24 protein-coding genes are annotated in these 25,546 nt (G+C 37.0%); 19 read left to right on the top strand and 5 right to left on the bottom strand.

Features of this window, described 5'->3' with window-relative positions; genetic code table 11:
* Window positions 1-6: 6 nt before the first annotated feature.
* The 4 genes from ACMGDK_RS07235 to ribA are packed head-to-tail and all read left to right on the top strand — an operon-like array spanning window position 7 to window position 1,919.
* Complete coding sequence (locus ACMGDK_RS07235; protein WP_436807337.1) at window positions 7-222, top strand: twin-arginine translocase TatA/TatE family subunit; 216 nt, start codon at window positions 7-9, stop codon at window positions 220-222.
* 14 nt (window positions 223-236) lie between these two features.
* Window positions 237-851, top strand: a complete 615-nt coding sequence (locus ACMGDK_RS07240) for a DUF4254 domain-containing protein (protein ID WP_436807338.1) — start codon at window positions 237-239, stop codon at window positions 849-851.
* A complete protein-coding gene (locus ACMGDK_RS07245) occupies window positions 848-1,306 on the top strand; it encodes a hypothetical protein (RefSeq protein WP_436807339.1) in 459 nt (152 codons plus the stop codon). Before ACMGDK_RS07240 ends, ACMGDK_RS07245 begins: the two co-directional genes overlap by 4 nt.
* A gap of 16 nt (window positions 1,307-1,322) precedes the next feature.
* A complete protein-coding gene (ribA, locus tag ACMGDK_RS07250; RefSeq protein WP_436807340.1) occupies window positions 1,323-1,919 on the top strand; it encodes a GTP cyclohydrolase II in 597 nt (198 codons plus the stop codon).
* Between the two features lie 340 nt (window positions 1,920-2,259).
* Here ribA and ACMGDK_RS07255 read toward each other — a convergent pair whose 3' ends face one another.
* Window positions 2,260-2,805: a hypothetical protein gene (locus ACMGDK_RS07255; RefSeq protein ID WP_436807341.1), complete on the bottom strand. Its 546-nt coding sequence runs from the start codon at window positions 2,803-2,805 to the stop codon at window positions 2,260-2,262.
* A gap of 115 nt (window positions 2,806-2,920) precedes the next feature.
* On the opposite strand from ACMGDK_RS07255, the gene ACMGDK_RS07260 reads away from it, so the two are divergent.
* From ACMGDK_RS07260 to ACMGDK_RS07280, 5 genes are read left to right on the top strand one after another with little or no spacing between them, the layout of a single operon-like run.
* On the top strand, window positions 2,921-4,654 hold the full coding sequence (locus ACMGDK_RS07260) for a glycoside hydrolase family 3 protein (protein ID WP_436807342.1): 1,734 nt from the start codon (window positions 2,921-2,923) through the stop codon (window positions 4,652-4,654).
* Between the two features lie 4 nt (window positions 4,655-4,658).
* Complete coding sequence (gene bshA / locus ACMGDK_RS07265; RefSeq protein WP_116011979.1) at window positions 4,659-5,807, top strand: N-acetyl-alpha-D-glucosaminyl L-malate synthase BshA; 1,149 nt, start codon at window positions 4,659-4,661, stop codon at window positions 5,805-5,807.
* A gap of 25 nt (window positions 5,808-5,832) precedes the next feature.
* Window positions 5,833-7,104: a DUF2851 family protein gene (locus ACMGDK_RS07270; protein WP_436807343.1), complete on the top strand. Its 1,272-nt coding sequence runs from the start codon at window positions 5,833-5,835 to the stop codon at window positions 7,102-7,104.
* Window positions 7,097-7,318: a PspC family transcriptional regulator gene (locus tag ACMGDK_RS07275; RefSeq protein WP_169234843.1), complete on the top strand. Its 222-nt coding sequence runs from the start codon at window positions 7,097-7,099 to the stop codon at window positions 7,316-7,318. Before ACMGDK_RS07270 ends, ACMGDK_RS07275 begins: the two co-directional genes overlap by 8 nt.
* 2 nt (window positions 7,319-7,320) lie before the next feature.
* Window positions 7,321-7,833: a GNAT family N-acetyltransferase gene (locus ACMGDK_RS07280; protein WP_436807344.1), complete on the top strand. Its 513-nt coding sequence runs from the start codon at window positions 7,321-7,323 to the stop codon at window positions 7,831-7,833.
* Between the two features lie 117 nt (window positions 7,834-7,950).
* Here ACMGDK_RS07280 and ACMGDK_RS07285 read toward each other — a convergent pair whose 3' ends face one another.
* From ACMGDK_RS07285 to ACMGDK_RS07300, 4 genes are all read right to left on the bottom strand, one after another.
* Entirely contained in the window at window positions 7,951-8,685 is a 735-nt protein-coding gene (locus ACMGDK_RS07285; protein WP_111957240.1) for an SIMPL domain-containing protein, read from the bottom strand.
* Between the two features lie 71 nt (window positions 8,686-8,756).
* Window positions 8,757-9,572 carry a carboxypeptidase-like regulatory domain-containing protein gene (locus ACMGDK_RS07290; protein WP_436807345.1) on the bottom strand — a complete coding sequence of 272 codons (816 nt, stop codon included), beginning with the start codon at window positions 9,570-9,572 and terminating at the stop codon, window positions 8,757-8,759.
* A gap of 16 nt (window positions 9,573-9,588) precedes the next feature.
* Window positions 9,589-10,395, bottom strand: coding sequence for a hypothetical protein (locus ACMGDK_RS07295; RefSeq protein WP_436807346.1), 807 nt, complete (start codon window positions 10,393-10,395; stop codon window positions 9,589-9,591).
* A 6-nt stretch (window positions 10,396-10,401) separates the two neighbouring features.
* On the bottom strand, window positions 10,402-11,148 hold the full coding sequence (locus ACMGDK_RS07300; RefSeq protein WP_436807347.1) for a carboxypeptidase-like regulatory domain-containing protein: 747 nt from the start codon (window positions 11,146-11,148) through the stop codon (window positions 10,402-10,404).
* A 168-nt stretch (window positions 11,149-11,316) separates the two neighbouring features.
* Between ACMGDK_RS07300 and ACMGDK_RS07305 the strand changes: the two genes are divergently transcribed.
* The 10 genes from ACMGDK_RS07305 (at window position 11,317) to ACMGDK_RS07350 (ending at window position 25,546) form a co-directional block, all read left to right on the top strand.
* Window positions 11,317-14,472, top strand: a complete 3,156-nt coding sequence (locus ACMGDK_RS07305) for a UvrD-helicase domain-containing protein (protein WP_436807715.1) — start codon at window positions 11,317-11,319, stop codon at window positions 14,470-14,472.
* A gap of 296 nt (window positions 14,473-14,768) precedes the next feature.
* A complete protein-coding gene (locus tag ACMGDK_RS07310) occupies window positions 14,769-16,694 on the top strand; it encodes a type VI secretion system Vgr family protein (RefSeq protein ID WP_436807348.1) in 1,926 nt (641 codons plus the stop codon).
* A 10-nt stretch (window positions 16,695-16,704) separates the two neighbouring features.
* Window positions 16,705-17,691 carry a hypothetical protein gene (locus ACMGDK_RS07315; protein WP_436807349.1) on the top strand — a complete coding sequence of 329 codons (987 nt, stop codon included), beginning with the start codon at window positions 16,705-16,707 and terminating at the stop codon, window positions 17,689-17,691.
* Window positions 17,692-17,762: 71 nt separating this feature from the next.
* Window positions 17,763-18,350, top strand: a complete 588-nt coding sequence (locus ACMGDK_RS07320) for a hypothetical protein (RefSeq protein WP_436807350.1) — start codon at window positions 17,763-17,765, stop codon at window positions 18,348-18,350.
* 29 nt (window positions 18,351-18,379) lie between these two features.
* Window positions 18,380-19,690, top strand: a complete 1,311-nt coding sequence (locus tag ACMGDK_RS07325; RefSeq protein WP_436807351.1) for a hypothetical protein — start codon at window positions 18,380-18,382, stop codon at window positions 19,688-19,690.
* Complete coding sequence (locus ACMGDK_RS07330; RefSeq protein ID WP_436807352.1) at window positions 19,668-20,105, top strand: hypothetical protein; 438 nt, start codon at window positions 19,668-19,670, stop codon at window positions 20,103-20,105. The genes ACMGDK_RS07325 and ACMGDK_RS07330 overlap by 23 nt, the downstream gene beginning before the upstream one ends.
* 17 nt (window positions 20,106-20,122) lie before the next feature.
* On the top strand, window positions 20,123-20,569 hold the full coding sequence (locus ACMGDK_RS07335) for a hypothetical protein (RefSeq protein WP_436807353.1): 447 nt from the start codon (window positions 20,123-20,125) through the stop codon (window positions 20,567-20,569).
* Window positions 20,570-20,621: 52 nt separating this feature from the next.
* Window positions 20,622-21,425, top strand: a complete 804-nt coding sequence (locus ACMGDK_RS07340; protein ID WP_436807354.1) for a hypothetical protein — start codon at window positions 20,622-20,624, stop codon at window positions 21,423-21,425.
* A gap of 4 nt (window positions 21,426-21,429) precedes the next feature.
* Window positions 21,430-22,662 carry a PAAR-like protein gene (locus tag ACMGDK_RS07345; RefSeq protein WP_436807355.1) on the top strand — a complete coding sequence of 411 codons (1,233 nt, stop codon included), beginning with the start codon at window positions 21,430-21,432 and terminating at the stop codon, window positions 22,660-22,662.
* Window positions 22,571-25,546 (top strand): hypothetical protein, encoded by a 2,976-nt coding sequence (locus ACMGDK_RS07350; protein WP_436807356.1) that lies wholly within the window; start codon window positions 22,571-22,573, stop codon window positions 25,544-25,546. Before ACMGDK_RS07345 ends, ACMGDK_RS07350 begins: the two co-directional genes overlap by 92 nt.

A 25,546-nucleotide genomic window follows, 5' to 3' on the forward strand; every position in this document is an offset into this window, starting at 1 on the left:
TAAGAGATGAACACACTAACAATACTTGCCTTATCTTGGCAGCACATCCTTATCGTAGCTATACTTTTGGTATTGCTGTTCGGAGGAAAGAAAATTCCGGAATTAATGAGAGGAGTTGGTTCAGGAATCAAAGAATTTAAAGATGCGGTGAAGGAAGAAGACAAACCAGGTTCTGAAAGCAAAACCTCTTCTAACAACAATAATAATACTACCAGCAACTAAATTCCTCAGCAATAATGAATTTTACTGAGACTGCATGGAAAGTCTTCAATCAATCTATTGAAGATTATCACGTGTCCGATGACGTTAACACTCTAATTAATAACCCTTTCGAAAAAGACAGTTTGGAACGGATTTTGTATGCAAAGAACTGGATTGATACCGTTCAATGGCATTTGGAAGATATTATTAGAGATGAAAATATTGATCCTGCTGAAGCTCTTCAACTGAAGAGAACAATAGATGAATCCAACCAGAAAAGAACAGATCTGGTAGAATTTATCGACAGCTGGTTCCTTACAAAGTTTGAAAATATAACTCCAAAACCTGATGCAAAAATCAATACAGAAACACCCGCTTGGGCTGTAGACAGATTATCAATTCTTGCATTAAAGGTTTATCATATGTCATTAGAGGCCAATAGGGAATCCGCTTCTGAAGAGCACCGTGCCAACTGCCAGGCTAAACTGGATGTACTGCTTACTCAGAAAGAAGACCTGTCAACTTCTATTAATCAGTTGCTTACTGATATTGAATGCGGTAATGTTAAGATGAAAGTATACAAACAAATGAAAATGTATAACGATGATAGTCTTAACCCGATCCTTTATCAAAAGGGGCAACAGAAATGAGAAAACTATTTTTTTTTGGAGTACTACTATTAATCACAACTTCCTGCGCTACGGAGAAGCTTAATCTTTCCCCGTTGTCAAATAATTTTTATAGCGAAACTAAAGGTTCTGATTCCGACAGAGGGGCAAAAAAAGGCTTTGATATCAATATCAAAGAAAATGTAAACGCTTCTGAAATTTCAAATCTGATTTCTACTTTTCCAAAGTTTAAGAACAACAGTTTGAATGATGAAGTGACAAGCTTGAAATACAGCCTTCAGAATTATTTATATGCCATTGATGCCAACAATTCGCCGGGAAAGGGCAGAGCCATTAAAAGCTTCGAAAAATCATACAAGAAAATTCAGAAACTCAGACAGCAGCTTGACAAAGATGATGATGAAGTTCTTAACAGATACCTGGTCCGTCTAAAAACCAATATTTCTGTAATCGAAGATTCTTTAAAAGGAAATTAAAAACTAACCACTATTAATGATTAAAATTCAGGCAGAAGCCAATGTTCCTACAGAGCACGGCTCTTTCCGAATGATCGCTTTCTCTGAAAACGAAAACGACTGGATGCCACACATGGCCATCGTAGCAGAAAATACAGATTTTTCAAAACCGGTGAACGTACGTTTCCATTCTGAATGCATTACCGGAGAAGTTTTCCATTCAAAAAAATGTGAATGCGGGCAGCAACTGGATGCCGCAATGAAATATACCCAAGAGCACGGAGGAATTATTGTTTATCTCCGTCAGGAAGGAAGAAATATCGGGATTATCAATAAACTGAAAGCATATTCACTGCAGGAAAAAGGTTTTGATACCGTTCAGGCCAATTTAGAGCTTGGACTTCCAGCAGATGACAGAAACTTTGGAGTAGCTATTGAAATCCTTAACCTTTTAGAGGTAAAAGATATTAACCTTCTGACCAACAACCCTGAAAAGGTAAAATATGTGGTCAACAGTAATATTAACCTCAACTCCAGGGTTCCTTTACAGATTCCTGCTAATGAGATGAGTAAGGGCTATTTAAAAACAAAAAAAGACTTCTTTGGCCATCTCCTGGATGACAATGATAACTAAATAAAAAAGCTTCAGAAAATTCTGGAGCTTTTTTTAGCGATTTCTTTTCTTTCTATAATTTTCTCTACACTAAAAAGGACTGATAGCTGAAAGAGTAAGGGCATGAATCCCTATCAAGGTTTAAAACCCTGACAAGGACACTACTCAAACGTTGCCTCTGGATGGTTTATTAAGAGAATAAAACAGTCTTACAAATAATGTTTTTGCACACAATAATTCCAAACTTCTGGCAGTCTTCTTGACGACATTACCTTATCCTGAACAAAGGCTAAATACAATAAAAGCTCCGGAATTTCTCCCGGAGCTTTTTTAATAATTATAAAAAACTGAAAAGATATTCTTATTTAGTGACTTTGGTCTGAATTTTAGACTCGTCAATATTGTAATATTTAATTACGCTGTTGTAATCTTCATAATTAACTGCTGCTTTTGCACTCTTTCCTGTTTTAGCAGGAATCACTACTACTCTGAAGTTTTTCCCCTGGTAATAACTAGGATTAGCTGTTAAGCTAAAAGTAGGTGTAGAATTTATATTAATCGTAATTCCAAATTTGCTGAAATCAAACAAGTAATCTACAGCATCGTTTGTTACATTTCCTACATAATAAGTGTACGGAAGCAGTTTCCAAACCGGTGCGCCGCCATCTGTACCATTTTGCATATAAATAAGCACTACATCAGATTCTACTAACGGGCTGTTAAAATCATCACTGAATCTGTAAAGGTTATCATTTACTCTGGTAAAGCTTGGGCTAATATCATAGGCTGTTGAGTAGGTATCGTAGTCCACTGGATTTTGTACAACAACATCATCGTCATTATTGTCACAGCTATAAGCAGTAAAACCTACAGCGCCCAGGAATAAAAAGAGAAGTATTTTTTTCATTTTTAGAAAAGTTTAGTTATTATTTATAAAGCGTATTCAAATCATATACCAAAAATTGCAAAAACTTTGTTTTCATCATTTTTTTAATTGTATTTTTGTTCTTATTCAAAAGATCATGAAGAAATTGTTATATACTTCCCTCTTTATTTTTTCATTAATAAGCTTTACAGCCCAAGCTCAGTACCAGCCTAAAAACATTTCCGAAGAAGACTTGAAAAAGGCTCATCATTGGGTAAACAAAACCTACAGATCGCTTTCTCAGGATGAAAAGCTGGGCCAGCTGTTTATTGTAGCGCTTTACACAAATAAAGGTGAAGACTATATTAACCAGATCAGAAATATTGTGGTTAATGATAAGATTGGAGGATTAATTTTAATGCAGGACGATGCTGCCAGAGAAATCAACCTGGTTAATGAATTTCAGCAGAAATCAAAAATTCCGATGATGATTGGAATGGATGCAGAATGGGGACTGTTCCAAAGAATCGCCACAGCACATAAATTTCCCTGGGCTATGACCCTTGGAGCCATCCAGGATAAAAGCCTTATTTATCAGATGTCCGCCAAAATAGCAGAAGACTGCCACAGAATGGGAATCAACTGGGATTTCGCACCGGTTGTTGATGTGAATACCAATCCGGATAATCCTATTATCGGAAACAGAAGCTTCGGTTCAGAAGTAGATAATGTGATTAGTTCTGCTTTATCCTATTCCAACGGCCTTCAGGATAATATGATTCTTGCGGCTATCAAACATTTTCCTGGACACGGTGATACCAGTACAGATTCGCATCTGGACCTGCCTGTTGTTTCACATAGTTTAGACAGGTTAAATACCGTTGAGTTGGCGCCTTTTAAAGCCTTAATGAATAAAGGGATCGGCGGTGTGATGGTAGCTCACTTATATGTCCCAAGCCTTGAATCCGGCAAAGGAATTCCTGCCTCAGTTTCTAAAAATATTATTACAGGCGTATTAAAAGACAAGCTAGGCTACAAAGGATTAATCATTACTGATGCTCTGAATATGGGAGCCGTAGCCAATAAGTATAAGCCGGGCCAACTGGATGCCCTTGCTTTTAAAGCTGGAAATGATATTATGCTTTTCTCCCAGGGAGTTTCGGAAGGAAAGAAATTAATTCAGAAAGCTATTGAAAACGGTGAAATTCCACAATCAAGAGTGGAAGAAAGTGTCAAGAAAATTTTACTTACAAAATATTTTTTGGGTCTTAATCAATACACTCCAAAAAACCCCGAAAATATCAACAGCGACCTTAACAATGATTCTCACAAGACATTGATACAGAATCTTTACGCGAATGCACTGACTTTATTAAAAGATGACCAGAAACTGCTTCCTATCACCGGAAAGCAGGTTTATTATGTTCCGCTGGAAGAAGCTCCACATCAAACTTTTGCTAATCAGCTGGGACCAAATATTATGATCAAAAAAGCAAACGAGATTAATACAATTCCTGCAGGATCCACAGTAATCGTAGGATTCCACAAGGATAATTCAACAGCATATAAACCCTATAAAATTTCAGCAGAATCAAAAAGAGTCCTTGCTGAGCTCACCAAAAACCAAAACCTTATCTTAAATGTTTTCGGAAGTGCTTACGCTTTAAAAGACATTGATATCACAAAAGTATCTACCGTCCTTGTCGCTTACGAAAATAATGATGATTCTATGACGGCTGCAGCCAATGCTCTGCAAGGAAAAACAAAAATATGGGGCAGACTGCCTGTTCTGGTCAATGACCAGCTGAAAGCAGGTATGGGAATCGACAGTGTTCCGGCTTCTGCTTCAAACATGAATACAACAGTTTTTACAACACCAAAACAACAATAATCTAATGAAAATAGGCATACTTTGCTATCCAACATACGGCGGAAGCGGAATCGTAGCAACAGAGCTCGGGATGTCTCTGGCCAATAAAGGCTATGAGGTTCATTTTATAAGCTCTGCACTACCCGCAAGGCTAGACATTACCAACCCGAATATTTTCTTTCACAGGGTGAATGTACAAACCTACCCGCTTTTCCAGTATCAGCCTTATGATATTGCATTAAGCTCGATGATCTATCGTGTAGTAAATCTTTATAAGCTTGATCTGCTACATGCCCATTATGCCATTCCCTATGCCTATGCTGCATTTACAGCCAAGCAGATGCTGAAAGAGGATAATAATGATATTCCATTGGTGACCACGCTGCACGGAACAGATATTACCCTTGTAGGGCAGCACCCAAGCTATAAGCACGCTGTAGAATTTTCGATCAATCAATCAGATGCTATTACTTCGGTTTCTGAAAGTCTGAAAAAAGATACACTGCAGTTTTTCAATATTAAGAAGGAAATCCAGGTGATAACCAATTTTATTGACAATTCTGAATTTGATGACTGCACGGAATGCCAGAGAACCCAGTTTGCCAATCCTGACGAGAAAATTTTGATCCATGTTTCTAACCTTCGTCCTGTAAAACGTGTGGAAGAAGTTCTTCAGATCTTCAAGAGCGTTGAAAAAAAGGTAAAATCCAAACTGATTATCATCGGCGAGGGACCTGATATGGAAAAAGTGAATCAGTTTCTGGAAGAAAATCCTGAGCTTATTTCAAAAATCCGTCTGTTAGGGAAAGTGAATGATCTGTATAAGATTCTGCAGCTGTCTGATGTATTCTTACTTCCTTCCGAGCAGGAAAGTTTCGGTCTGGCCGCTCTTGAGGCTATGGCCGCTTATACACCTGTAATCAGCTCCAATGCGGGCGGAATTCCTGAAGTAAATATCCAGGGAGAGACAGGATTCTTAGCTGAAATCGGAAATGTAGAGGCTATGAGCAATTACACTATCAAGCTGCTAAGCAATGATGAGCTTTTAGCCAAAATGAAAAAAAATGCGAAAGATCAGGCTATAAAATTCGATTTGAAAAACATTCTTCCAATATATGAGGAAATGTATAGAACGACTATAGAAAACTTCAAAAAAGAGCCGGCGAAAGTATAATATTTCCATTATATTTATCGTCACTATGACGGAAAAACTGCTTCAATATCTTTGGAACTATAAGGTTTTCAAACATTACAACTTCAGGGATATTGAAGGGCATTCCGTTGAGATTATCAGCTTTGGAAAATGGAATACAAATGCAGGGCCTGATTTTCTTGATGCAAAAATTAAAACAAAAGACCTGGTTATTGCCGGAAATATCGAGCTGCACCTTCGCGCCTCCGACTGGGTATTCCATAATCATTCTCAGGATCCTAATTACCAAAATGTTATCCTTCATGTTGTTTATCAGAATGACATTGAGATCACCGACCTCATCTCTAAAAATATTCCCACTCTGGAACTGAAAGATCATATTGATCAGAATATTCTCTGGAAATACGAAAAAATGATCAATGGGACTCAGTTTATTCCCTGCGAAAATATTTTTGATCCCAATAAAATCCCTCTTCATTTTCACGAAGCCAACGTTCTTAAAAAGCTGGATGAAAAATCTCAGGAACTGGAAAAAAACTTAGAAAAGTATAAGAACAATTTTGAAGCGGTACTTTTTCACAGCCTGGCCTACTCTTTCGGATTAAAAATAAATGCTCACATATTCAGACAGATTGCGGAGTCTATAGATTTCAGTGTCGTCAACAAAATCCGCCAGAATGAATCACAGATTGAAGCCTTATTATTTGGTATCTCAGGGTGGCTAAACCATCCAAAAGATGAAAAAACAGCAATGTGGAAAAGGGAATTTGAATTCATCAGAAAAAAATTCAGCATCCCGGATCTGACATTACATCCGAAGTTTTTAAGGCTTCGTCCTCCAAACTTCCCCACGATCCGTCTTTCACAGCTGGCAGATCTTTATTACAGGCATCAGAATCTGTTTTCAAAGATCATTAAAGCTGATAGCATAGACAAACTGTACGAAGTCTTTGCGCCGGTAAAAGCTTCAGAATATTGGGATTTTCATTTTAATTTTGGAACTGTTTCAAAATTCCAGCCTAAAACATTGAGCAGGGATTTCATTGAACTGGTCATCTTAAATACTGTGCTTCCTTTAAAATATACTTACCACAAATACCATAATGAGGAAATTGCAGAGGAGATACTGGGACTGTACAGAAACATTACCCCTGAAAAAAATTCTATAACCTCCGGGTGGAAAAAGCTTGGGCTCAGGGTTAAAAACGCGCTGGAAAGCCAGAGCCTTATTTATCATCATAAAACCTCGTGTGAAGAAAAAAATTGCTTAAATTGCAGTATTGGATTTAAACTTTTAAAAGAATCTTCAAATGTTTGATAATATCCGCCACAAAATGGAAAGAGAATGGTTTGGTGTCCTTACGAGAACAGGAGCTAAACTGGGGATCCCGGTATCGAAATTAAGGGTCTTCTTCATCTATTCTACTTTTGCAACTGCCGGTTTTTTCTTTCTGATCTATCTTGGACTGGCGTTCACGCTTTGGATCAAAGATATTTTTATTACAAGAAGACCTAGCGTTTTTGATTTATAATTATGGAATTTTTACCGATAACTTCTGCCGAAGACTATAGAGTTCGGGACATCTATACGTCTTACTCCAGCACTTTCCCCACAGATGAGCAAAGGGACTGGAAACAATTTACCACTTTATTTTCAAATCCTCATGTGAAAGTAATTTCAGTGCTTCATGAGTCCCAGGCTATTGGCTATCTTATTATCTGGGAACTGAGTTCATATGTTTTTGTAGAACATTTTGAAGTTTTTGAGGCATTCAGAAGCCAGAAACTGGGATCACATATTACCGGATATCTGTTTAAAAATTATCCGAGGATTATTTTAGAAATAGAACCTGATCATTTGGGTGACGATGCGAAAAGACGATATGCTTTCTATCAGAAAAACGGATTTACCCTGATCGATGAAATGTATGTACAGCCAAGTTATGGTGAAGGAAAAAAGCCTCTTGATCTTTGGCTGCTGGCCAATTATACACCTGAAGATCTGAAACGGGTAAAAGATGAAATTTATGATGTTGTGTATCATTAAAATATAAAAACCGCCGGAAATTCTCCTGCGGTTTATTTTTTTGACCACCCCGTCAGATCTTCGATCTGCCAATCCTCCGGAGGAGGGGAATAGATAGACGGTTATTTACAGAGGTTTTTAGTTGACTTCGTATTCCAGTTTTATCGTAATATTGGCTTCTTTTTCTTTGGAAGAAGTATTGAATGTTCCACCGTAGGAATAATCTTCATTGGAATTTGGCTCGGTAATTTGGATCACACCCATAGTAGCCTTTTTAAGATTTCCCAGGCTGCTTCCTGAGTTTTCTGCAATTTTCTCAGCTCTTTCTTTAGCATCTTTGGTTGCACTGGCGATCATTTCCTGTTTTACTGTGGCCAGTTTAGTATAAAAATATGACGGTGCCGAAGAAGTAAATTCAATACCGCGGTTAATAATCTCCGTGATATTTCTGGAAAGGTTTTCTATCTTTACAACCTCTTTGCTTTCAATAGAAACCTTCTGGGTAAGGTTGTAGCCTGAAAACTCACCCTGCACATAGTTTCCGTTAGAATCATTATAGCTTCTGAACTGTTTTTGTATATCTACAGAAGAAAACACGATCTCATTCTGTTTGATGCCCTTTGAGACAAGATAATCATTGATTACCTTTCTATCTATGGCTAGCTCATCATAAGCCGCTTTTAAATCGGAATTATTCTTGGAAAAACTTCCGGACCACGTAATCAGATCAGAAGTAAATTGCTTAGTCCCCAATCCTGTTACGGAAATAGTGTTTTCAGATTTATTTCTGTTTTTAATGGCATTTCCTAAAAAGCCAAGCCCAAGGACAAATCCCAGTGCTCCGACTGCTACTGCAATAATATTTTTATTCATAAAAATTGTGATGGATTAATTTAAGTAACAGTACATCAATTTCTATTCCGAATTTTAAGAATTTCTTAACATTATTCCTGTATTTTTTTCTGCTTTAATCTTTCCAGATAAACAGGCATGGTTTCTTCCATTCTCAATAATACTCCGGATAAATTTTTTGCTTTTACATAAGTGCGCATCTGGGGCTTAGCCTCAAAGGAATACTGTATAAATTCTGAAATTCTTTCTTCCGGGATTCCCGCCTGAGTAAAGTATTCATTATCCACTCTGTTTCTTACCCATGCAATATGTTCCTGCAGATCATCATACCTGTATTGTCTTTTCTGGCGCCTTGCTTTTCCGCTGATCAGATCATAAGCTCCCTGTACATCCAAGCTCCCTAAAAGTATCGGAATAAGCACCTGCTTTACTTCTGCCGGTTTTTCCCTCATTTTCCCAACGGGTTGGGGTAAGCCTACTGCTTGTCGTATAATCTCACCTTTATCTACTTTTGAAGCCAGCCTGGAATCCGTTTCAAAGTCACCGGTCGGTTTTTTAACTACCTTTACTTCTTCAATTTCTTTTGGGATCGGAATCAAAACAACCAAAAGCTGGGCACTGAATCCATTAGCCGGAACGTTGGCAGAAACCCTTCTGAAATCTGCTTTTACAAATCTCAGTTCATCATTTGGATTGGCTTCAATAGAGAACATTCCCGTGGAATTGGAATACGTTTTTTGGTCAGTAGACATGTTGATAACAATCACTGAACTCAGGTTTTCGCCACTGTCATCGGTAATACGGCCCGTAACTGTCTGCTGTGAGAAGTAAATATTGAACATAAAAACAAGGAGAAACGAAACTTTCTTCCAGTCATTAATGCTTATATTTCCACCTGTAAAGTTCATGTTTTTATTCCTAAGATTAAATATTGTCCAGTTTATGGGTTTTCTTATATTCTGCAAAGGCTACCTTTAATTCATATCCTATAATATCAACCTTAAAGTTTTTCCTGTATTTTTTTGCCATCATACGGGTATCATTGGCATAGATTAAAAAATGATCTATCTGCTCTTCATCCATACCATATTTTCTCAGAAACTGTAAGTCTATTTCTTGCTTGATTCTTTTAAGAAAATCCTGTGTTTCCGTAAAATTGGCTTTGGTGATTTTAAGTTCTGTCGCTTTTTTGAACAGTCCTACAGCAGCATCCAAAACTCCTAAAATGCTTACGTGCCCCGCATTATAATCAGGTTTGAAGGTTCTCGAAACCGTATTATCCGGTAAAGCTTCATTCAGCGGACTTTTCATATAATCATCCAACTCTGATCTTAAAGAAACCACTTTTCTGGATTCATTAAGATGCATGTTATCCCGCTCCAGGTTACCGGTAGGTTTATAGGCAATTTTTACTTCGGGGATCTCTATTTCAGTTTTGTCAAGGCTTATCATCAGAGGAGAACTGAAATCTTCTTTCCTTATTTTTTTATCGAAACGGTAATACCCTTCTTTTACAAATCTAAGTTCATCATTTTCCGATGCTTCTATCGTAAAGTTCCCCGAAGTATCACTCAATGTGCTTTTCCTGTTGGAAATATTGATAATTAAAACAGGGTTTATATTTTTTTTGCTGTTATCTGTAACTATTCCTGCGATCTGCTGTTGGGCTAAAATTTCTGTCGTGACAAAAAACGGAATTACGTAAAGGCTGTTTTTGATATAAGTTCTCATTCCTGCTTATCTTTGAGTCTGTGGGGCGCGGTAAGAGGAAATTCTCGTCAGCACAAAACGCTGAAACCTGTAGAGGTCAACATCACTGCAGAAACCATATTTCAGGATAGCTTTCCTTTCAAAACCGCCTGCGAGAACATAGCTTATAAAATGATCTATCTGAGACTTTTCGATTTTTAAATCCGTAAAATATTCCTCACCAAGAGCTGTTTTCAGATAATTGCCCAAGTCAATATCATCCCACTTGTTTTTCACTTTCCCGATAGAAAAGCCCTCTCCTTTCGGCTGTACAAATTCTCCGGGTTTTGCTGCCAGTATTCTTGGATCTGATTTCTGCGCAATATACCCGTCAATATCTTTTATCAGCTTTTCTACCTTTTTAGGTCTGTTAAGGTTTTTGGCATCAACCTTAAGATCCCCGGTAATTCCTTGCTTGATTTCTACTTCGGGAATCAATATGGTGGCTCTTTCTAAAGTGATATTAATGGGAGATTCTATATTTTCCTTAGAAACTTTTTTAACGAGGCGTTCGTAGCCTGCCTTTACAAAGCGAAGCTCATCCCCTGCTCTTCCGGAAACCATAAAGTGCCCGTCCCGGTTGGTAACCGTTCTTTCATCAGTTCTGATATTAATTACAGTTACATCTGGAATTTCTGACCTGCCCTCAGAGATTACTTTTCCAAAAATATAATTCTGGGCATGAGTATTAACGAAAAAAAGGGTGGTTAAAAAAAAGAGTAGTTTAAATTTCACGGACAGTTTTTTATAGAGCAAATCTAAAATTATTTTTAAATTAAATGGTAAGTTTAACCACAGTTAACGTGTTTTAGGATTTCTTTTTGATTTTTGCTCAGTAAACTGTTAAATCACCACTCTGAATTGTTAAAATTTCACTTAAAAATTAGCTAACTTGCAGTCTCAATTCTAAATTCAGCAATGCAAAATTCTTATACAGTGATCAATGCTTCAGCCGGGTCGGGGAAAACATATGCCCTAGTCCAGAGGCTTTTGATGATCTGTCTCCGCTATCCCAATCAGCAGCAGTCGATCAGGAATATTCTCGCGCTTACCTTTACCAACAAAGCGGCTAACGAGATGAAGGAGAGAATTCTATCCTGGCTGGGGAATTTTTCTGCGGACAATTTTGCGGAAAACAGCGATCTGAAAAACATTCAGAAAGCATTTGAGGCTGATGGACTGAAAATAACGATTGATGAGCTCCATAGCCGTTCCAAAAAATTACTGGATTATGTACTTCACAATTATTCAACGCTGAACATCGGAACGATTGACCGTTTTAATTCAAGGCTGGTGAGGAGTTTCTCATACGAACTGGGTTTAGCAAAAAATTTCAATCTTGAAATCGAGGCTGAACCGTTTCTGATCGAAGCTGTAGATAAAATGCTGGACCAGATTGGTGAGAACGAAAATATCTCTAATTCTTTTATGGATTATGTAGATTACAGCCTGGAAAACAATGAAAGGATCAATCTTAATAAAAACCTTTATGATTCTGCTAAGGAGTTTGTAAAAGATATTCACTACGAACATCTGAAAAGCAACAAAAGCTTTGATGATACGAATTACGAGACTATAAAAAATACGCTCAGAAAAGAAATCGTTCAGAATAAAAAGCGGTCTGCTGAACTTGCTGCTCAATCTATTGATCTGTTCCGGTCCAAAAATATTGACATCGAAGATTTTGCACAGGGTAAAAACGGGATTGGAGGTTTTTTTACCAAGGTTCAGGATTTTTACAATCAGAAAAGGCCCGGGTTTCCGTTTCCCACAACGCTTGAAGAATCTGTAGTCAACAATTACAGAAAGGGAGCCTCTTCAAAATCTAAAAGTAAGGAACCTGAGATCTTTGAGATCCTGGATCAGCTTCTTGATAACAGAATGCAGCTGATTCTTTTATATATTGAAACCCAGAAGAAGGAAAAGATCCTGTCTGCGCTTCTTCCGTTGAAAGTGAATAAAGACATTCAGGATGAGTTAAAAAAAATTGAGGAAGAGAATGATCTTGTCCTGCTCTCAAAATTTAATATCCTGATCAATGAAAATCTTAAAAACGAACCGTCAGCCTTTATTTATGAAAAGGTAGGTTCACAGTTTCAGCATTATTTCTTTGATGAGTTCCAGGATACTTCGGAACTGCAGTGGCAGAATTTTGTTCCGTTGCGCGATCACAGCGTTTCTACGGAAAATACTTCTTTTACGCTTGTAGGAGATCCCAAACAGAGTATCTACAGATTCCGGGGTGGGGAAAGCAAGCTGATGCTGGATATTATTAACAAGAAAGAGTTTTCTCCAAAGGAAGCAGCTCTTCTTGTTTTAAAGGATAACTGGCGAAGTGCTAAAAATATTGTACAGTTCAATAATGAGCTGTACCGGTATCATTCAGAAGGTCTGGAAGATGAACACCGGAATATTTTCGGAGAAGATGCTGAACAAAGCTCAAGATCCCTGATCGAAGGCCGCGTAAAGGTAAGCCTGATCGACAATCTTACGAATGAGGATTTTTACAATGATACTTCGGAAAAAATGAGGAAGGATATTCAGGAAAGCCTGGATAATGGTTTTAAATTTTCTGATATTACGATCTTATGTCGTGGCAACTTTGATATTTTCAGCTATTCTCAAAAACTGGGGAACTTAAAAGTGAATTACCGTGGGGAGGAAACAAATATTAAAACAATTTCCGACAAAGGTCTGACACTGGAACTTTCCAATACTTTAAAAGCGGTTATTGAATTTCTACGGTGGGAAATCAATCCTAAGAACAAGCCCAATCTGATCATGATGATGTATTATCTGAATGCTCTGGGAAGAATTCATATGGCAGATTTCACATTGGAAATGAAGGAAATTCTGGATATAGAAACGCATGAAGAAGTACTTCAGTTCATTCAGAATACCTATTCCCTGAAATTGAAACAGGATAATTTCCCAAGATTCAATCTGTATAATTTTGTGGAATACTACATCAATGAATTCGCTGTGGAAAATAAGGAAACAGATTTTCTCCTGAATTTCCTTGAAATGCTTTTCAATTTCACACAAAATGCAGGAGCCAGCACGAAAGAATTTTTGAAATACTGGGATGAAGAGGCTTCAGCTTATACGATTCAGGCTTCGGAAAATATTGATGCCGTGCAGATTATGACGATTCACAAATCGAAAGGACTGGAATTCCCAATTGTATTTATCCCGATGATGAATAAAAACCGGGACAGCGAATTCACTAACTGGTTTGATACCAATAATGACGATGCATTGAAATCAGTCAACATCAATCAGTTCAGCAAAAACCTTGAAGTCTATGATGAGGAAATCGAGGCATTTAATAAAAAGAATTCCTATAAAAACCTGATCGACAGATTGTGTCTTCAGTATGTAGCAACTACCCGTCCTGTTGAGCAGCTATTTTTCTATCTTCAGAAAGCAAATAAAACATCCAATAATCTGGAGCTCCTTGAATTTTTCAACGCAAAAAATACGGAAGGATCTGATGAATTCGATCTGTATGAAGTGCATCCGGAAATGCTGAAAAAACATTCTAGGGATAGAATATCGTTATTTAAGACCAAGGCTATTCAGAACCTTAAAAATATTAATGAAAACAGAGCGTCTATAAAGATTGCAACTCCTTCCAAAAATTATCAGGTACGAAACGAGAAAGTAAGGATCGGGCTTTTCGTCCATGAGTTACTTTCGAAAATCAATACGGAGAAAGATACAGCCAAAGTTCTGGAAAGCTATGTTCTGGACGGACAGATCACATTGGAAGAGAAAAATGAGATCGAGGAAACTTTAGTTCAGATTATCAGAAAGTATGCTGAATTTTTTGATGAAAAATGGGAAGTAATCAATGAGAAGGATATTATGATCTCGGAAAGAGGACAAAGTCATATTTTCAGGCCCGACCGAATCCTGAAGAGTGAAGAAGGTTATGTAATTGTAGATTTTAAAACAGGTGAAGAAACGGAAAAGAATAAGCAGCAAATTGAGAATTATAAACGTATTCTGGAAAGTCTGGGAAGAAAGGTTTTAAAAACGCAGCTTATTTATTTATAATTCACAATGACCTTTTTATAAAAGACATTGCATTTTGATTTTAAATCTAAAAAACATCATTCTCAATTAAAAAAAATGATATTTATATTTTAACCATTAACCCTTCAAAAGCCGGAATTATTTTCTTTTTTTACTTTCAATATCAATATGGTTAGAATTCAATTCAACTCATTTAATGAATTATATTTTACCTAACCCAACGGCACTTATATTATGATTCTAAAATTTTAACAATCTATATTGCTTAATTATCGCAAAGTATTTCTAATTTTGGTGATATAATCACAAACCAAATAATGAAAAAAAAGACTAGCAATGCAGATAAAATTGCTGAAAATCATATTGCAGGGGTGCAACGGGTGATAAAGCTGGATATTGTTATTGAAGGCAAAATCATCAGGCATTTCAAGCATTTCCGTTTACGGCAAAGCATAAGAAAACACCATCTTTTCGAACTTACACTCGCTCATGACAGCCTGGAAAACCATCAGGATTATAATCTGGAAGAAGCTCAACAGTTCTTAGGAAAACGTTTAACTGTCGTTTTTAAATATAAAGATGCGGAAAATGAGAGCCCTGAAAGAACTTTCGTGGGACTGATCACTCAGGTAGCATTCAGCCAGGAAGAAATGAGTCTGGGAAATATTGTTCTGAAAGGTAAAAGCCCGACCATTCTGATGGATTCTGCTCCCCACACACAGAGTTTTGGAGGGGATCAGTCAGTCAATACATCGATTATTGCTGACAGAGTGATCAAGGAAGCTTTAGGCTCCGGCAAATATGATTTCAAAGTAGACTCAAAAAATCAAAGCTACATCAATTACAGCGCACAATATAAGGAAACGCATTATAACTATCTGGCAAGACTGGCGGAAACCTATGGAGAACAGTTCTATTATGATGGTGAAGTTCTGCACTTTGGGAAATTGCCACCAGGTGAGCAACCCATCAAGCTTATTTACGGAAGTAATGTAAGTGATATCTGCATTGAACTAAAAGCGGTGCATACAAAACCGGAATTTTACGGATACAACAGCAGTAAACATGAAAAGCTGCTTAGTTCAATAGCCAATATCAAACATTTGGGACAGCTTGCGTCAAAGGCCTATGAACTTAATGACAGTATTTATAAAACCCGATCACTGAATCCTTCTCCCGTGAATGCAAATATGTCTTTAAATGTAGATGATGTCCAGCAAAGTGCGGCAGGAAGTGCTGCTGTAGAAGTTTTTACGGTTTCCGGAAATACGACGGTTCCTTTTCTGCATCCCGGTTGTATTGCAGACATCGAAATGAGAAAACCAAACACCAACCAGACGTCTTATTTTACTAAACTTATGATCACAGAAGTTTCCCATGAAGTCAATACACGGGGTTACTACATCGGATCATTTGAAGCAATCGCAGAAGGAACAGGATATATTCCTACTCCGGAATTTCAGCATCCGCAAGCAGAGCCTCAGATCGCCACTGTGATTTCCAATACCGATCCCTTGAATCAGGGTAGAATACAGGTGCAATTTGACTGGCAGTTACATGATACCACCCATTTCATCCGAATGATGAGCCCTGACGCAGGAGGAACTGATGCTATCACCCAAAACAGAGGTTTTGTAGCTGTTCCGGAAGTCGGAGATCAGGTTATGGTAGGTTTTGAATACCATCATCCGGATTTCCCTTTTGCTATGGGAGGAATGTTCCATGGAGCGGTAGGTTTAGGCGGGGGTGTCAATAACCATATCAAATCCATACAAACCCGCAGCGGAAATAAAGTTATTTTTAATGATGCTGAAGGCAGTATTTTTATTGAAGACCCAAGTGGAAACACTTACTTTATGGACGGAAAAGGAAATATTGCTGTAAACGCACCGAAAGATATGACTTTCACTGCCGGTAAGAATATCAAGATGACCGCAGGACACGACATCACTTCTATTGCAGGAAACAGTATGTTCTCCACAGCTAACGTAAATATTGTTTCCAATGCAAGAGTAAATATGATTGATACTGCAGGGAAAGATCTTATGCAGACCGCCACCGGAAACATCCACGAATCTTCTGATATGAGAACGGAAATTTCCGAAAACGAAAGAAATATCCAGGCTAAGAAAAGTGATTCTTATGCTGAAAAGGTAACGGTTGTAAGCACGAAAGAAAATATGATTTTACAAAGTGAAAAAACGGTAAAATCACAAAGCGGCGAACAGGGCAACAGCCACTAAAAGTCTTGATATGGCCATTGTAAAAAAAGCAAACAATATCAACGTACAGGTTACGAATAATTACACCTCTCTAAGCAAGGTTTCTCATGAAGAATCCGGAGAAGTGATTATTGAGGCAACGCAGCAGAATCTGGAACTTTCCAGCCAGAAAAGAGCGATCATGCAGGGGTTTGGGAGGGAAAGTGAAGCCGATCCTGAAGATAAAAAAATACTTATAGACCGTGGAGTTGTAAAAAAGGGATACTGGATCAATGAAAATGGAAAGACGGTCATTGTCAATAGCAGAGGTGACAGAGGTTACGACTGGATGTATGGAGATGCACCATCCGAAGCTTTAATGAAGGCAAACGGAATGACTAAATATGATGTTTTTAATGTAAACCTTACCAAATCATATTCTGAGGCTTATCTTAAAGCTGAGTTAAAGACTATATTAGTTGGTTTTTCTGATATAGAAGATGGCTTTGGAAAAAACGGAAGAATTATTGCGGATCACTTTTTCACGGGAGGAGGGCAACCTTTCACTTTTGCAGCAGGCTCCAATCCTTCTAACGAGGTAAAAGACTCGGACAGATTTAAAACCACTTTTATTACTGCCTTAAAAGCAGAGCTTGAAAAACGCTACAGAGAGAAAAAATACATCAGTGAAAGCCCAACCAAAGTGTATCAGTTTTCTACAAAACTGCCTTACTATTCGGCAGAAGAAGGTCTAAATCCATGGGTCAATGAAATCGCAACTTTTGTAGGAGGAATTCAGGGTTGTATAGCAAGTTATAAACTATTTGAATATCAGGTCAGCAAAAAAATTGAAATCGAAATAGACAAAGTCTCTTTTCTGGATACCTTCGGTGCCGGATGGGAAGACGGAGGAGCCAGCGGGATGAAAAAGCAGTGGATTCCTGGCTTAGTGGCTATGTTCTGCCTGCAACATTTTAAAAATTCGACTGATAAATCTAAATATCAGCCATTCACCGTAGTAATCGACATAGAATTATGAGACCTTATCTTTTAACACTCCTATTATTAATTAATTTTACCTCATGTATGAAACATCTCCCTGCAAAAAACATGGAAATAAAATATACGTCTATCAATGATGTCTATGGCAATTACGTATTCAGTTTTCAGGATAATATCAATGGAATACAAAAGATCAACGACTTTGCAGAAGAGGATATACAAGACTCTAAAAAGGTCACAGATTCTATTAACAGCCATATTGCAGGTCTTACCAAAGAGGAAGCACAAAAATACATAGCTGGGCAAAGCCTTCCAACCTCTGCAGGTAATATCACTTTTTATAATGCTCCCGGAGATTTTGACGGCGAGCCTAAGGCTGATGACATCCTTATTGAATATGATTTAGATGAAGACAATTTTAAAATAAAAAATTTAAATATCCCGAACACAAAAGCGACAGATCTTAACTCTTTAACTGTAATAAATCAGACTCAGGAATCCTGTATTATTAAAATACCAGGATCAGATATTACGTTACAAGGTTTGAATTCTATACTGAAGAAAATCAATGAGACAGGATTTCATCGAAATTCGGAACAATATGTATATATCATAAAAGGAGAAAAAGACCAGTTGATGTCTTTTCTTTATGAACAGAAAGGAAAATATTTTAGCCTGAGTTTTAACAAAAGATAGCCATGCTTAACCCCTAAATTAACACTGATATGGCAGGAGTAGAATTTGACATAAAAAAAGACACCAAACGTAAAGGCATTGAGCCTACACAGATCAAAAGCATCAAGCTTCTGACTCCTTTGGAAAAAGGTTCAGATAATGACGGTACCGGAAAAAACTTTAACCAGGACGGAGCTGTGTTTGGAAAGACCTATAAGTTTAGAGCAGATACTTATACCAATCTTCCCCCAAAAGATAAAAAGAAGATCAAATGGAAATTTAAATATCACAGTCTTTCAAAGAACAAATGGATAGAATATACTTCTCCTAAAACAGGCGAAGAATACAGTCTCTACCTGGATGAAAAAGATATCTGTGGAAGAACACTGCATATTATGGCATACATCAATGATGAAGAATCAGAAGGATATCTAAAAGTATGGCACCATAACAGATTTAGATTTTTTGACAGAAAACTGGTTGAAAAACAAGCAGAAGAAAGAGCTAAGGATCCTTGGAAAGTAAAACAGGCCAGCAGTTCTCTATGTGGAATGGCTGCCTTATACAATGTCCTTATTAAAAGAAGTTCAAGTTCTTACTTGAAAATTGTTAAAGATCTATTGAGAACCGGACAATGTACCATTGGCAGTTATGTAATAGCCCCACATCCTCAGGCCCTTGAAATGTATGATGTAAACCCTCAAAAGAGTCAGGATTTTAAAGGCATGGGAATGTTTGAAGTAGACTGGTTGGTTTTAGCAACAACAAGAAGTAAAGAAAGTACTTCCAATTTAATTTATAAAGGAAAAGAAAGCGGTAGGATGAACATGCTTAAAGCAGTAAACTGGCCGGATATACTTGCAAGAATGGGCAAACAGGTAGGCGGATTCAGCAATTCGACAGCACATGGACTAAGTTACAATAACATCAATAACAAGAAAAGAATATTATCCGGTAGAATTCATGATTATTTTTCCAACAGCGATCTTGAGGAATTATTAGTAATAGATGGCCTTCACAAAAAAGGACGTCATATCCTTATGATGATAGATGCTGATATGATATATAATAAATCAAGCTATAGTTCATTAGCTGATGTTTTCAATGATTCACATTGGGTAGTTTATGAAGGAGGGCTGACTTTTTATGATGCTGATAAGAATCCTACTTCAGATTTGGAAAAAGCAGCATCAGTAAGCTTTAAAATATTCACCTGGGGGCGTGATCCTCAAACGGGTAAATATTTAACACTTGGTGGAAGGTGGGAAAATGATGCAGATGTACAAAAAATGATTGGAAAACCTGGACTAAATATTAAATCATTTAAAAGTAATTATTATGGATATATTGAAATGTACTAGCTATAAAATTTTCATACTTTATTTTATTTCATTCGCATTTATAGCCTGTTCACAGGAAAGACATCTGAAAAATGAAATATATGTTTATCACTGGAATGATAAAGATCCTATCAAAACTATTTCTCTAGCAGAAGTTGAAGGAGAAAAAAAAATAAAAACGTATGATCAAAATATTGAGATAAAAAAGCAATATGACAGTTTGAACAAAACGGTTTATTTACAGCTTATTTTTAAAGATGTAACCCAGTTCCGGCTCAACAAAAATTATGAATTGAAAATTAATAATTCATCATATAGAATCAATGATTTTAAAATGATGTCAAAGAATCAAGGTAGAAATATCATATACACCATTAATAATGAACCGCAGGAAATAGGAGATGATAACATTATAAAAATTGAAGCAGGAAAATAATAGACGGAATAAACCTGATGAATAAGAAAATATATTTTTTAATAGGTTTAATTATTATTGCTATGTCCGGATATGCGGCTTACGGTTTTATTTCCCAGAACAATAAAGATAATCAGTTTAAAACAGAATGTGAAAAAAATCCGAAGGTCCATACATCTTTAATATTTGCAGTAAAACAAGCAGAAAACCCTCATCAGATCAATGTACAGCTCAATGATGATAAAGGAAAAACAATACTGAATAAGATATTAAATGATGCTGAAGAACCTAATGAATTTGAATACGATGGAGGCTTTTCCATTCATGATACAATACAACTTATTTATAATGAAAAAGTATATAGAATTTATGGTTTCCAGTATCACTCAGTAGTTATTAATGACAAAAAAGGACCGGAATGCCAGTATAAGGGAGCTTTTATCAACGGACAATGGAACGCGAGCAATGTATTTGACCTGAATTAAAAAGGTAAAAAGCATAAAATAAAGCACAAAAATTGAAATTAAAAATTTAAACATGACCTCACCATCAACAGATCTTTTCCCTACTTCTACCTATTCGGTGCAGGATCAATGCACTATAAAAATAGGGAGAGAGCAGCATGATGCCTTACTCTCCTACACCCTGTACATAGAACCCGGAAAAAAAGACAGTGAAGAAATAGTAATCAACAGATCGAATTTTAAGGTCAATGGCCAGAAAATAGACACCAAATTTCTTGAGGTATCCAACACGTATATGGATGCTCTGTTTCCCATAACCTGTAAGATAAACAAATACAGTTTTTCCATTGAAAACCTTGGGGAAATCAGAAAACGTATTCAAAAAGCAGACATCAGTATCTATGATATCTACAGTGGAGAAGGTATCGACCACATCCAAACGAATTTTTTTAGAGCCATTGAAACTGATGAAAAACTCACCCAGTTCATCAAACAGCTTCACTTTATCAAAATGCTGGAATATGGCATGCAGAAGTTTAATCCTAAAAGGCAGTATGAAACTTCCTGGAGAGTTTTACCCATTGGGACTTCAGAATGGAAAGGGGAAACCCAATATCAAAAAGAAAACAACACATTGTCTTTTGAACCTAAAATTGAAAATGCCCAGGATATTATGAATGATCTGATCAGATACATTCATCAACATGATTATTATGTCAACTTCGACGAAGAGCATCTCCCTCTATATGCAGACTTTCAGAACAACATCAGCTATACGGGTAAAACCGGAAGGATGGAAAAAGCAGAAACCCAGGTTTGTATTGAAGCAGAAGATAAATTTTATTACCAGCACACCATCACCATAGAAACAAAATAAGAATATGTCAGCACCTATCCCATATACCGTTCAGAGCGGAGAAACGCTGCAGGATATCGCTAAAAAACTGGGTATCAAAGACTGGACAAAGCTTAAACAGTATCATAATGAGCAGGCTGGCTCCGGTCAGCAGACTTCCGATATCCCTTATGCAGGATTCATTCTTCAGACTCCGCCAAAGGACGAAATTTATACCATGAATGGTGAGACTCCACCACCCGATCCGGTAGAAGAGCAAAAGAGTGCCGAACAGAAGCAAGATCAGGAAAAGAAAAAGGAGGAAGAGGAGAAAAAAGAAGAAAAAGCTTCTAAAAGTGATCATGACGGAAAATATTTTGTCGTCCACAATGCAAAATGCGTGTGTGACAAAGCTGAAAATCCAAAACAAACTGCCGATTTACAGGTTACCACCCACTCTATTATTGTCCTGAATGATGAGCAGGGTAAATTGGCTGCGACCGAAGCAGATACTACATTCAACCCTACTCCTGCCACCTTTGGAAAATGTAAGCTAAAACCTTCATCGGGAGGTTATCTTCCCTGTGCTTTAGCTCCTGCACCTAAATGGAGCAAAACCTATGAAAGCACACAGGTCATGGGCAAAAACACCCTTACGGAAATATCCGAACTGCAATGTACCGTAGGTGGAAAAATCACAGTATTCAAACATGGTCAAACCGACTCAGTGAGTAATGCCCACGCCGATAATACCAATCCGGTGGAACTTGCCATGGTCAATCCGGCAATAGATCAGCCTAAGAAAAAAGAGGACTACCCTTCCGTTACTTCTATTGTTTTAACCAAAGTAGAAAACAGAACAGCTTTTAAAGAAATCGATTCTAAAAATAAAAGCAGTATGATCTATCTCCGAAAAGATGAAGAAGCTTCTTTTAAAGCCAATCTGAAAAGCGGTAATAAACAACTTACTTCCTGGATGGTATACAGCGATCATCAGGGGAAAAAAGAAAACAGGATTTTCCTGAGAGAGCAAATCGGAACAGAGTTTTCGCAGAGCTTTGAGGGACTTGGGAAATTCAGAATAGAAGGTTATGGAAAACCTAAAAATCAGGATTTTGAAAAAGGAAAATATGACAAATGCGATCCTTCCTGTTCTATTGATGTAGAAGTGGTAGAAAATACACTGGTTGATATTGAATGTACCTCCGCTGATTTTACTACGCGAATCGATCCTTCCAAAAACAGAAAAATTCAGGAAAGGAGTTCCTTCGGTTTTTAAAGCTAAATTTTTCATTCCCGATCTTACGGCAGAGGAAAAATCAAAACTCACCTTATCAGTACAGGACGGAAGTGGAAATACCATTACAGAAGGCGTTCAGGAGAATGGAGAAATCCTCACCTTCACGCCTAAAAACACCAAAGCAAAATATACCATTATAGCAAGATACACCAATGATAAAGGTGAAGTCATAGAAAAACAGATAGCCGGAGAAACGGAAGGTAATGCTGTATTAGGCATCAGTCATGGTGCGGAGGTTGTAAGACCAGGAACAGCTATGTCTTTCAGTGTTTCCAGGATGAAATATAAATTTGGAGCAGATAATTCCCCGTACGACCTTACTTCTGAAGAATCTTCAGAAATCAAATGGAACCTTAACGGAATTCCTCAGGAAACCGGAAAAAGCTTCACCATAGCAGGCTCCAAACTGATGACTCCTGAAAAATACGTCGTAGAAGCCTACAGCATCTCCGCCAACGCTACCGGAAAAAATGCAAAAAAAGAAGATGATGACTGGCATTTTGAAGTGAGGGAAAATATCGTTACTGAAATCAAAGCTGGAAAAAAGGCCAGAACAGGAGTTGAAGTTCCTTTTGAAATTAGCAAAACATTGCTTAATGGATATGGATCTGCAAAAGATGGCCCCATTGTCTGGAAGGTAACAGGTCCTGCTTCAGGAACAGGAAACGGAGAAAAATTTAACTACAAATTCGTTCTTCCGGGAAATTACATTATCGATTGCCTGATGGGAGGAAGATCTTCCCAAAACCCATTAAAAATAAAAATTATCCAACCGAAAATTCTAATAGAAACATCAAAATGGATTGACAATGATGGAGGGAGCGGTAATATTATAAAAGAAGCAGGATACGGACAGGAAGTATGTGCTTATGTAAAATATGAAGGATTGCAAGGAGAAGAAGTAACATTACAGATTTATGACAACGACAGTAATGGAGTCAACCTGGTACACAATATAGCAGCAAGTTTACCCGAAACCGGAGGAGTGTACTGGCCTTTTACTCTTGATAACAATATAAAGTTAAAAATTGAAGCCAAAGGCTTGACTAAAGATGGAAAACTTCACTTTAAAATAGCTCCCAAAGATGCCACATTGAAAATAGTGAATGGCGATAAGCCCTTAGGGGAATATTTAAAAGTAACCAATGTTCCAAAAATTGTTGACGCCTACTTCTGTGATGCTTCAGATACAGAAAAACTCTACAATTCACCAATTGACAAAGCTTTATATTTTAAAATATATGCCATTAATATGGTAGATAAAAAAGTGGAAGTTCATTTCATGACAAAATCTGATATGTACTTTGACGTAGCATGGAATCCGAAACAATGGAAAGACTGGAAAGACGTAAAAGAAAAATTCGCCAAAGAAACCTTCTTTTACAAAACAGAAGGGACCATCAATAAAAAAGGTGAACTAATCGTAAAAGTAGATCCATCTAAACTGGGAAAACCTAAAAACTATTTTAAAATCTCTGCTGTTGTAAAAACTACAGAAGGAGACGGAAAAGAGGCTAAAGAAAAAGCAGCGTATGCAGACCATTCTGATATGGCCATTCTTTATGCTACAGCCAAGCTTCCTGATATGGTGGAGAATAAGGGAGCAGTGAAAGTGGGAAGAGAACAGTTAAGCAGTGGGGGTAATGAAACTACTGAATGTTGTGCAATTGATGAGGAATACTTCTGTACTAATTATGAAAAAGAGTTTCCTAAAGTAGATAAAAATGGTAAAGCAATACCTTTATCAATTTCTGTAAAAAATAATTTAAAAAGAATTTTCAAAAGCATTTCAGAATATTACTCCAATGAAAAAAGATGTTGTAATAAACATCATATTGCCTATATGCTTGCAACAGCAAAACATGAAACTGGAGAGACATTCGATCCTGTAGAAGAAGCCAATTGGCTAAGCTGGAATGTCAGAAAAAAATATTTTGAGGAAATGTATGATCCTATTTTAGGCAAAAATGAAAAACGGAGAAGTATGGCATTGGAGAATGAAAATACCGCACAAGGTGATGGCGAAAAGTATTTTGGAAGAGGTTACGTACAGTTAACTTGGAAAAAAAATTATCGACGAATGCAGGAAAAATTCAAAGTTAATTTTGTAGATAATAGAAATAATGCTCTAGATCATGAATTGGCAATGAAAATCATGATTTATGGAAGTGAGGAAGGAATCTTTACTGGAATGAAATTATCTAATTATATAAATGATAATAAAAAAGACTACTATAATGCCAGGAGAGTAATCAACGGTACAGATAAAGCAACCACTATAGAAGGCTATGCAGAAAAAATTGAAAAGTGTCTTAAAATTAAAGAATGTAATTGTGGAGGAAAAGATAATGGCAATACTGGTACCCCGTGTTCATCATGTAATAAAACCCACTACAATGCAGCAAAGCCTGAACATTGGATATCACAGGAACCTAGTGAATGTTGGGCAGCAAGTGTTAAGGTACTTAAAAATTATGGAATAACTGGAGGAGCTAGAGCCAATTGCATAATTATGGCTGATCAAGATGATAAAACTTTAACTCCTGTAGATGCTCAGACTGGAATTGATTATATTGATTCACAATTAAAAATTGGTAATCCAGTTGTTGTAGGATTAGATGATAATTTACGTAAAACAACTTACAATGTACATAAAGCGACTGATCACTTTTTTGTTATTGTTGGTTCTGGTTGTGAAAACGGAAAAAGATATTATAATTTCTTTGATGTTGGATCGTCAAAAAAAGAAGCTGGCACAAGCCCAGACAATAAAATGTTTATAAAAGATAATCTTCTAATTAAAGGAAAAAGTAACGGAGGAACTCATGATTATACAGTATCTGAAGTAAGAAGAAATCAATAA

The organism is Chryseobacterium hilariae (assembly GCF_051400735.1).
Lineage (GTDB): Bacteria > Bacteroidota > Bacteroidia > Flavobacteriales > Weeksellaceae > Chryseobacterium.

Coding starts and splice junctions, on each gene's coding strand:
- ACMGDK_RS07245 (WP_436807339.1), top strand. CDS start 848: ATGAGAAAACTATTTTTTTTTGGAGTACTACTATTAATCACAACTTCC.
- ACMGDK_RS07235 (WP_436807337.1), top strand. CDS start 7: ATGAACACACTAACAATACTTGCCTTATCTTGGCAGCACATCCTTATC.
- ACMGDK_RS07285 (WP_111957240.1), bottom strand. CDS start 8,685: ATGAATAAAAATATTATTGCAGTAGCAGTCGGAGCACTGGGATTTGTC.
- ACMGDK_RS07320 (WP_436807350.1), top strand. CDS start 17,763: ATGGAAATAAAATATACGTCTATCAATGATGTCTATGGCAATTACGTA.
- ACMGDK_RS07325 (WP_436807351.1), top strand. CDS start 18,380: ATGGCAGGAGTAGAATTTGACATAAAAAAAGACACCAAACGTAAAGGC.
- ACMGDK_RS07275 (WP_169234843.1), top strand. CDS start 7,097: ATGTTTGATAATATCCGCCACAAAATGGAAAGAGAATGGTTTGGTGTC.
- ACMGDK_RS07290 (WP_436807345.1), bottom strand. CDS start 9,572: ATGAACTTTACAGGTGGAAATATAAGCATTAATGACTGGAAGAAAGTT.
- ACMGDK_RS07310 (WP_436807348.1), top strand. CDS start 14,769: ATGAAAAAAAAGACTAGCAATGCAGATAAAATTGCTGAAAATCATATT.
- ACMGDK_RS07255 (WP_436807341.1), bottom strand. CDS start 2,805: ATGAAAAAAATACTTCTCTTTTTATTCCTGGGCGCTGTAGGTTTTACT.
- bshA (WP_116011979.1), top strand. CDS start 4,659: ATGAAAATAGGCATACTTTGCTATCCAACATACGGCGGAAGCGGAATC.
- ACMGDK_RS07345 (WP_436807355.1), top strand. CDS start 21,430: ATGTCAGCACCTATCCCATATACCGTTCAGAGCGGAGAAACGCTGCAG.
- ACMGDK_RS07260 (WP_436807342.1), top strand. CDS start 2,921: ATGAAGAAATTGTTATATACTTCCCTCTTTATTTTTTCATTAATAAGC.
- ACMGDK_RS07240 (WP_436807338.1), top strand. CDS start 237: ATGAATTTTACTGAGACTGCATGGAAAGTCTTCAATCAATCTATTGAA.
- ACMGDK_RS07340 (WP_436807354.1), top strand. CDS start 20,622: ATGACCTCACCATCAACAGATCTTTTCCCTACTTCTACCTATTCGGTG.
- ACMGDK_RS07335 (WP_436807353.1), top strand. CDS start 20,123: ATGAATAAGAAAATATATTTTTTAATAGGTTTAATTATTATTGCTATG.
- ACMGDK_RS07295 (WP_436807346.1), bottom strand. CDS start 10,395: ATGAGAACTTATATCAAAAACAGCCTTTACGTAATTCCGTTTTTTGTC.
- ACMGDK_RS07280 (WP_436807344.1), top strand. CDS start 7,321: ATGGAATTTTTACCGATAACTTCTGCCGAAGACTATAGAGTTCGGGAC.
- ACMGDK_RS07330 (WP_436807352.1), top strand. CDS start 19,668: ATGGATATATTGAAATGTACTAGCTATAAAATTTTCATACTTTATTTT.
- ACMGDK_RS07270 (WP_436807343.1), top strand. CDS start 5,833: ATGACGGAAAAACTGCTTCAATATCTTTGGAACTATAAGGTTTTCAAA.
- ribA (WP_436807340.1), top strand. CDS start 1,323: ATGATTAAAATTCAGGCAGAAGCCAATGTTCCTACAGAGCACGGCTCT.
- ACMGDK_RS07315 (WP_436807349.1), top strand. CDS start 16,705: ATGGCCATTGTAAAAAAAGCAAACAATATCAACGTACAGGTTACGAAT.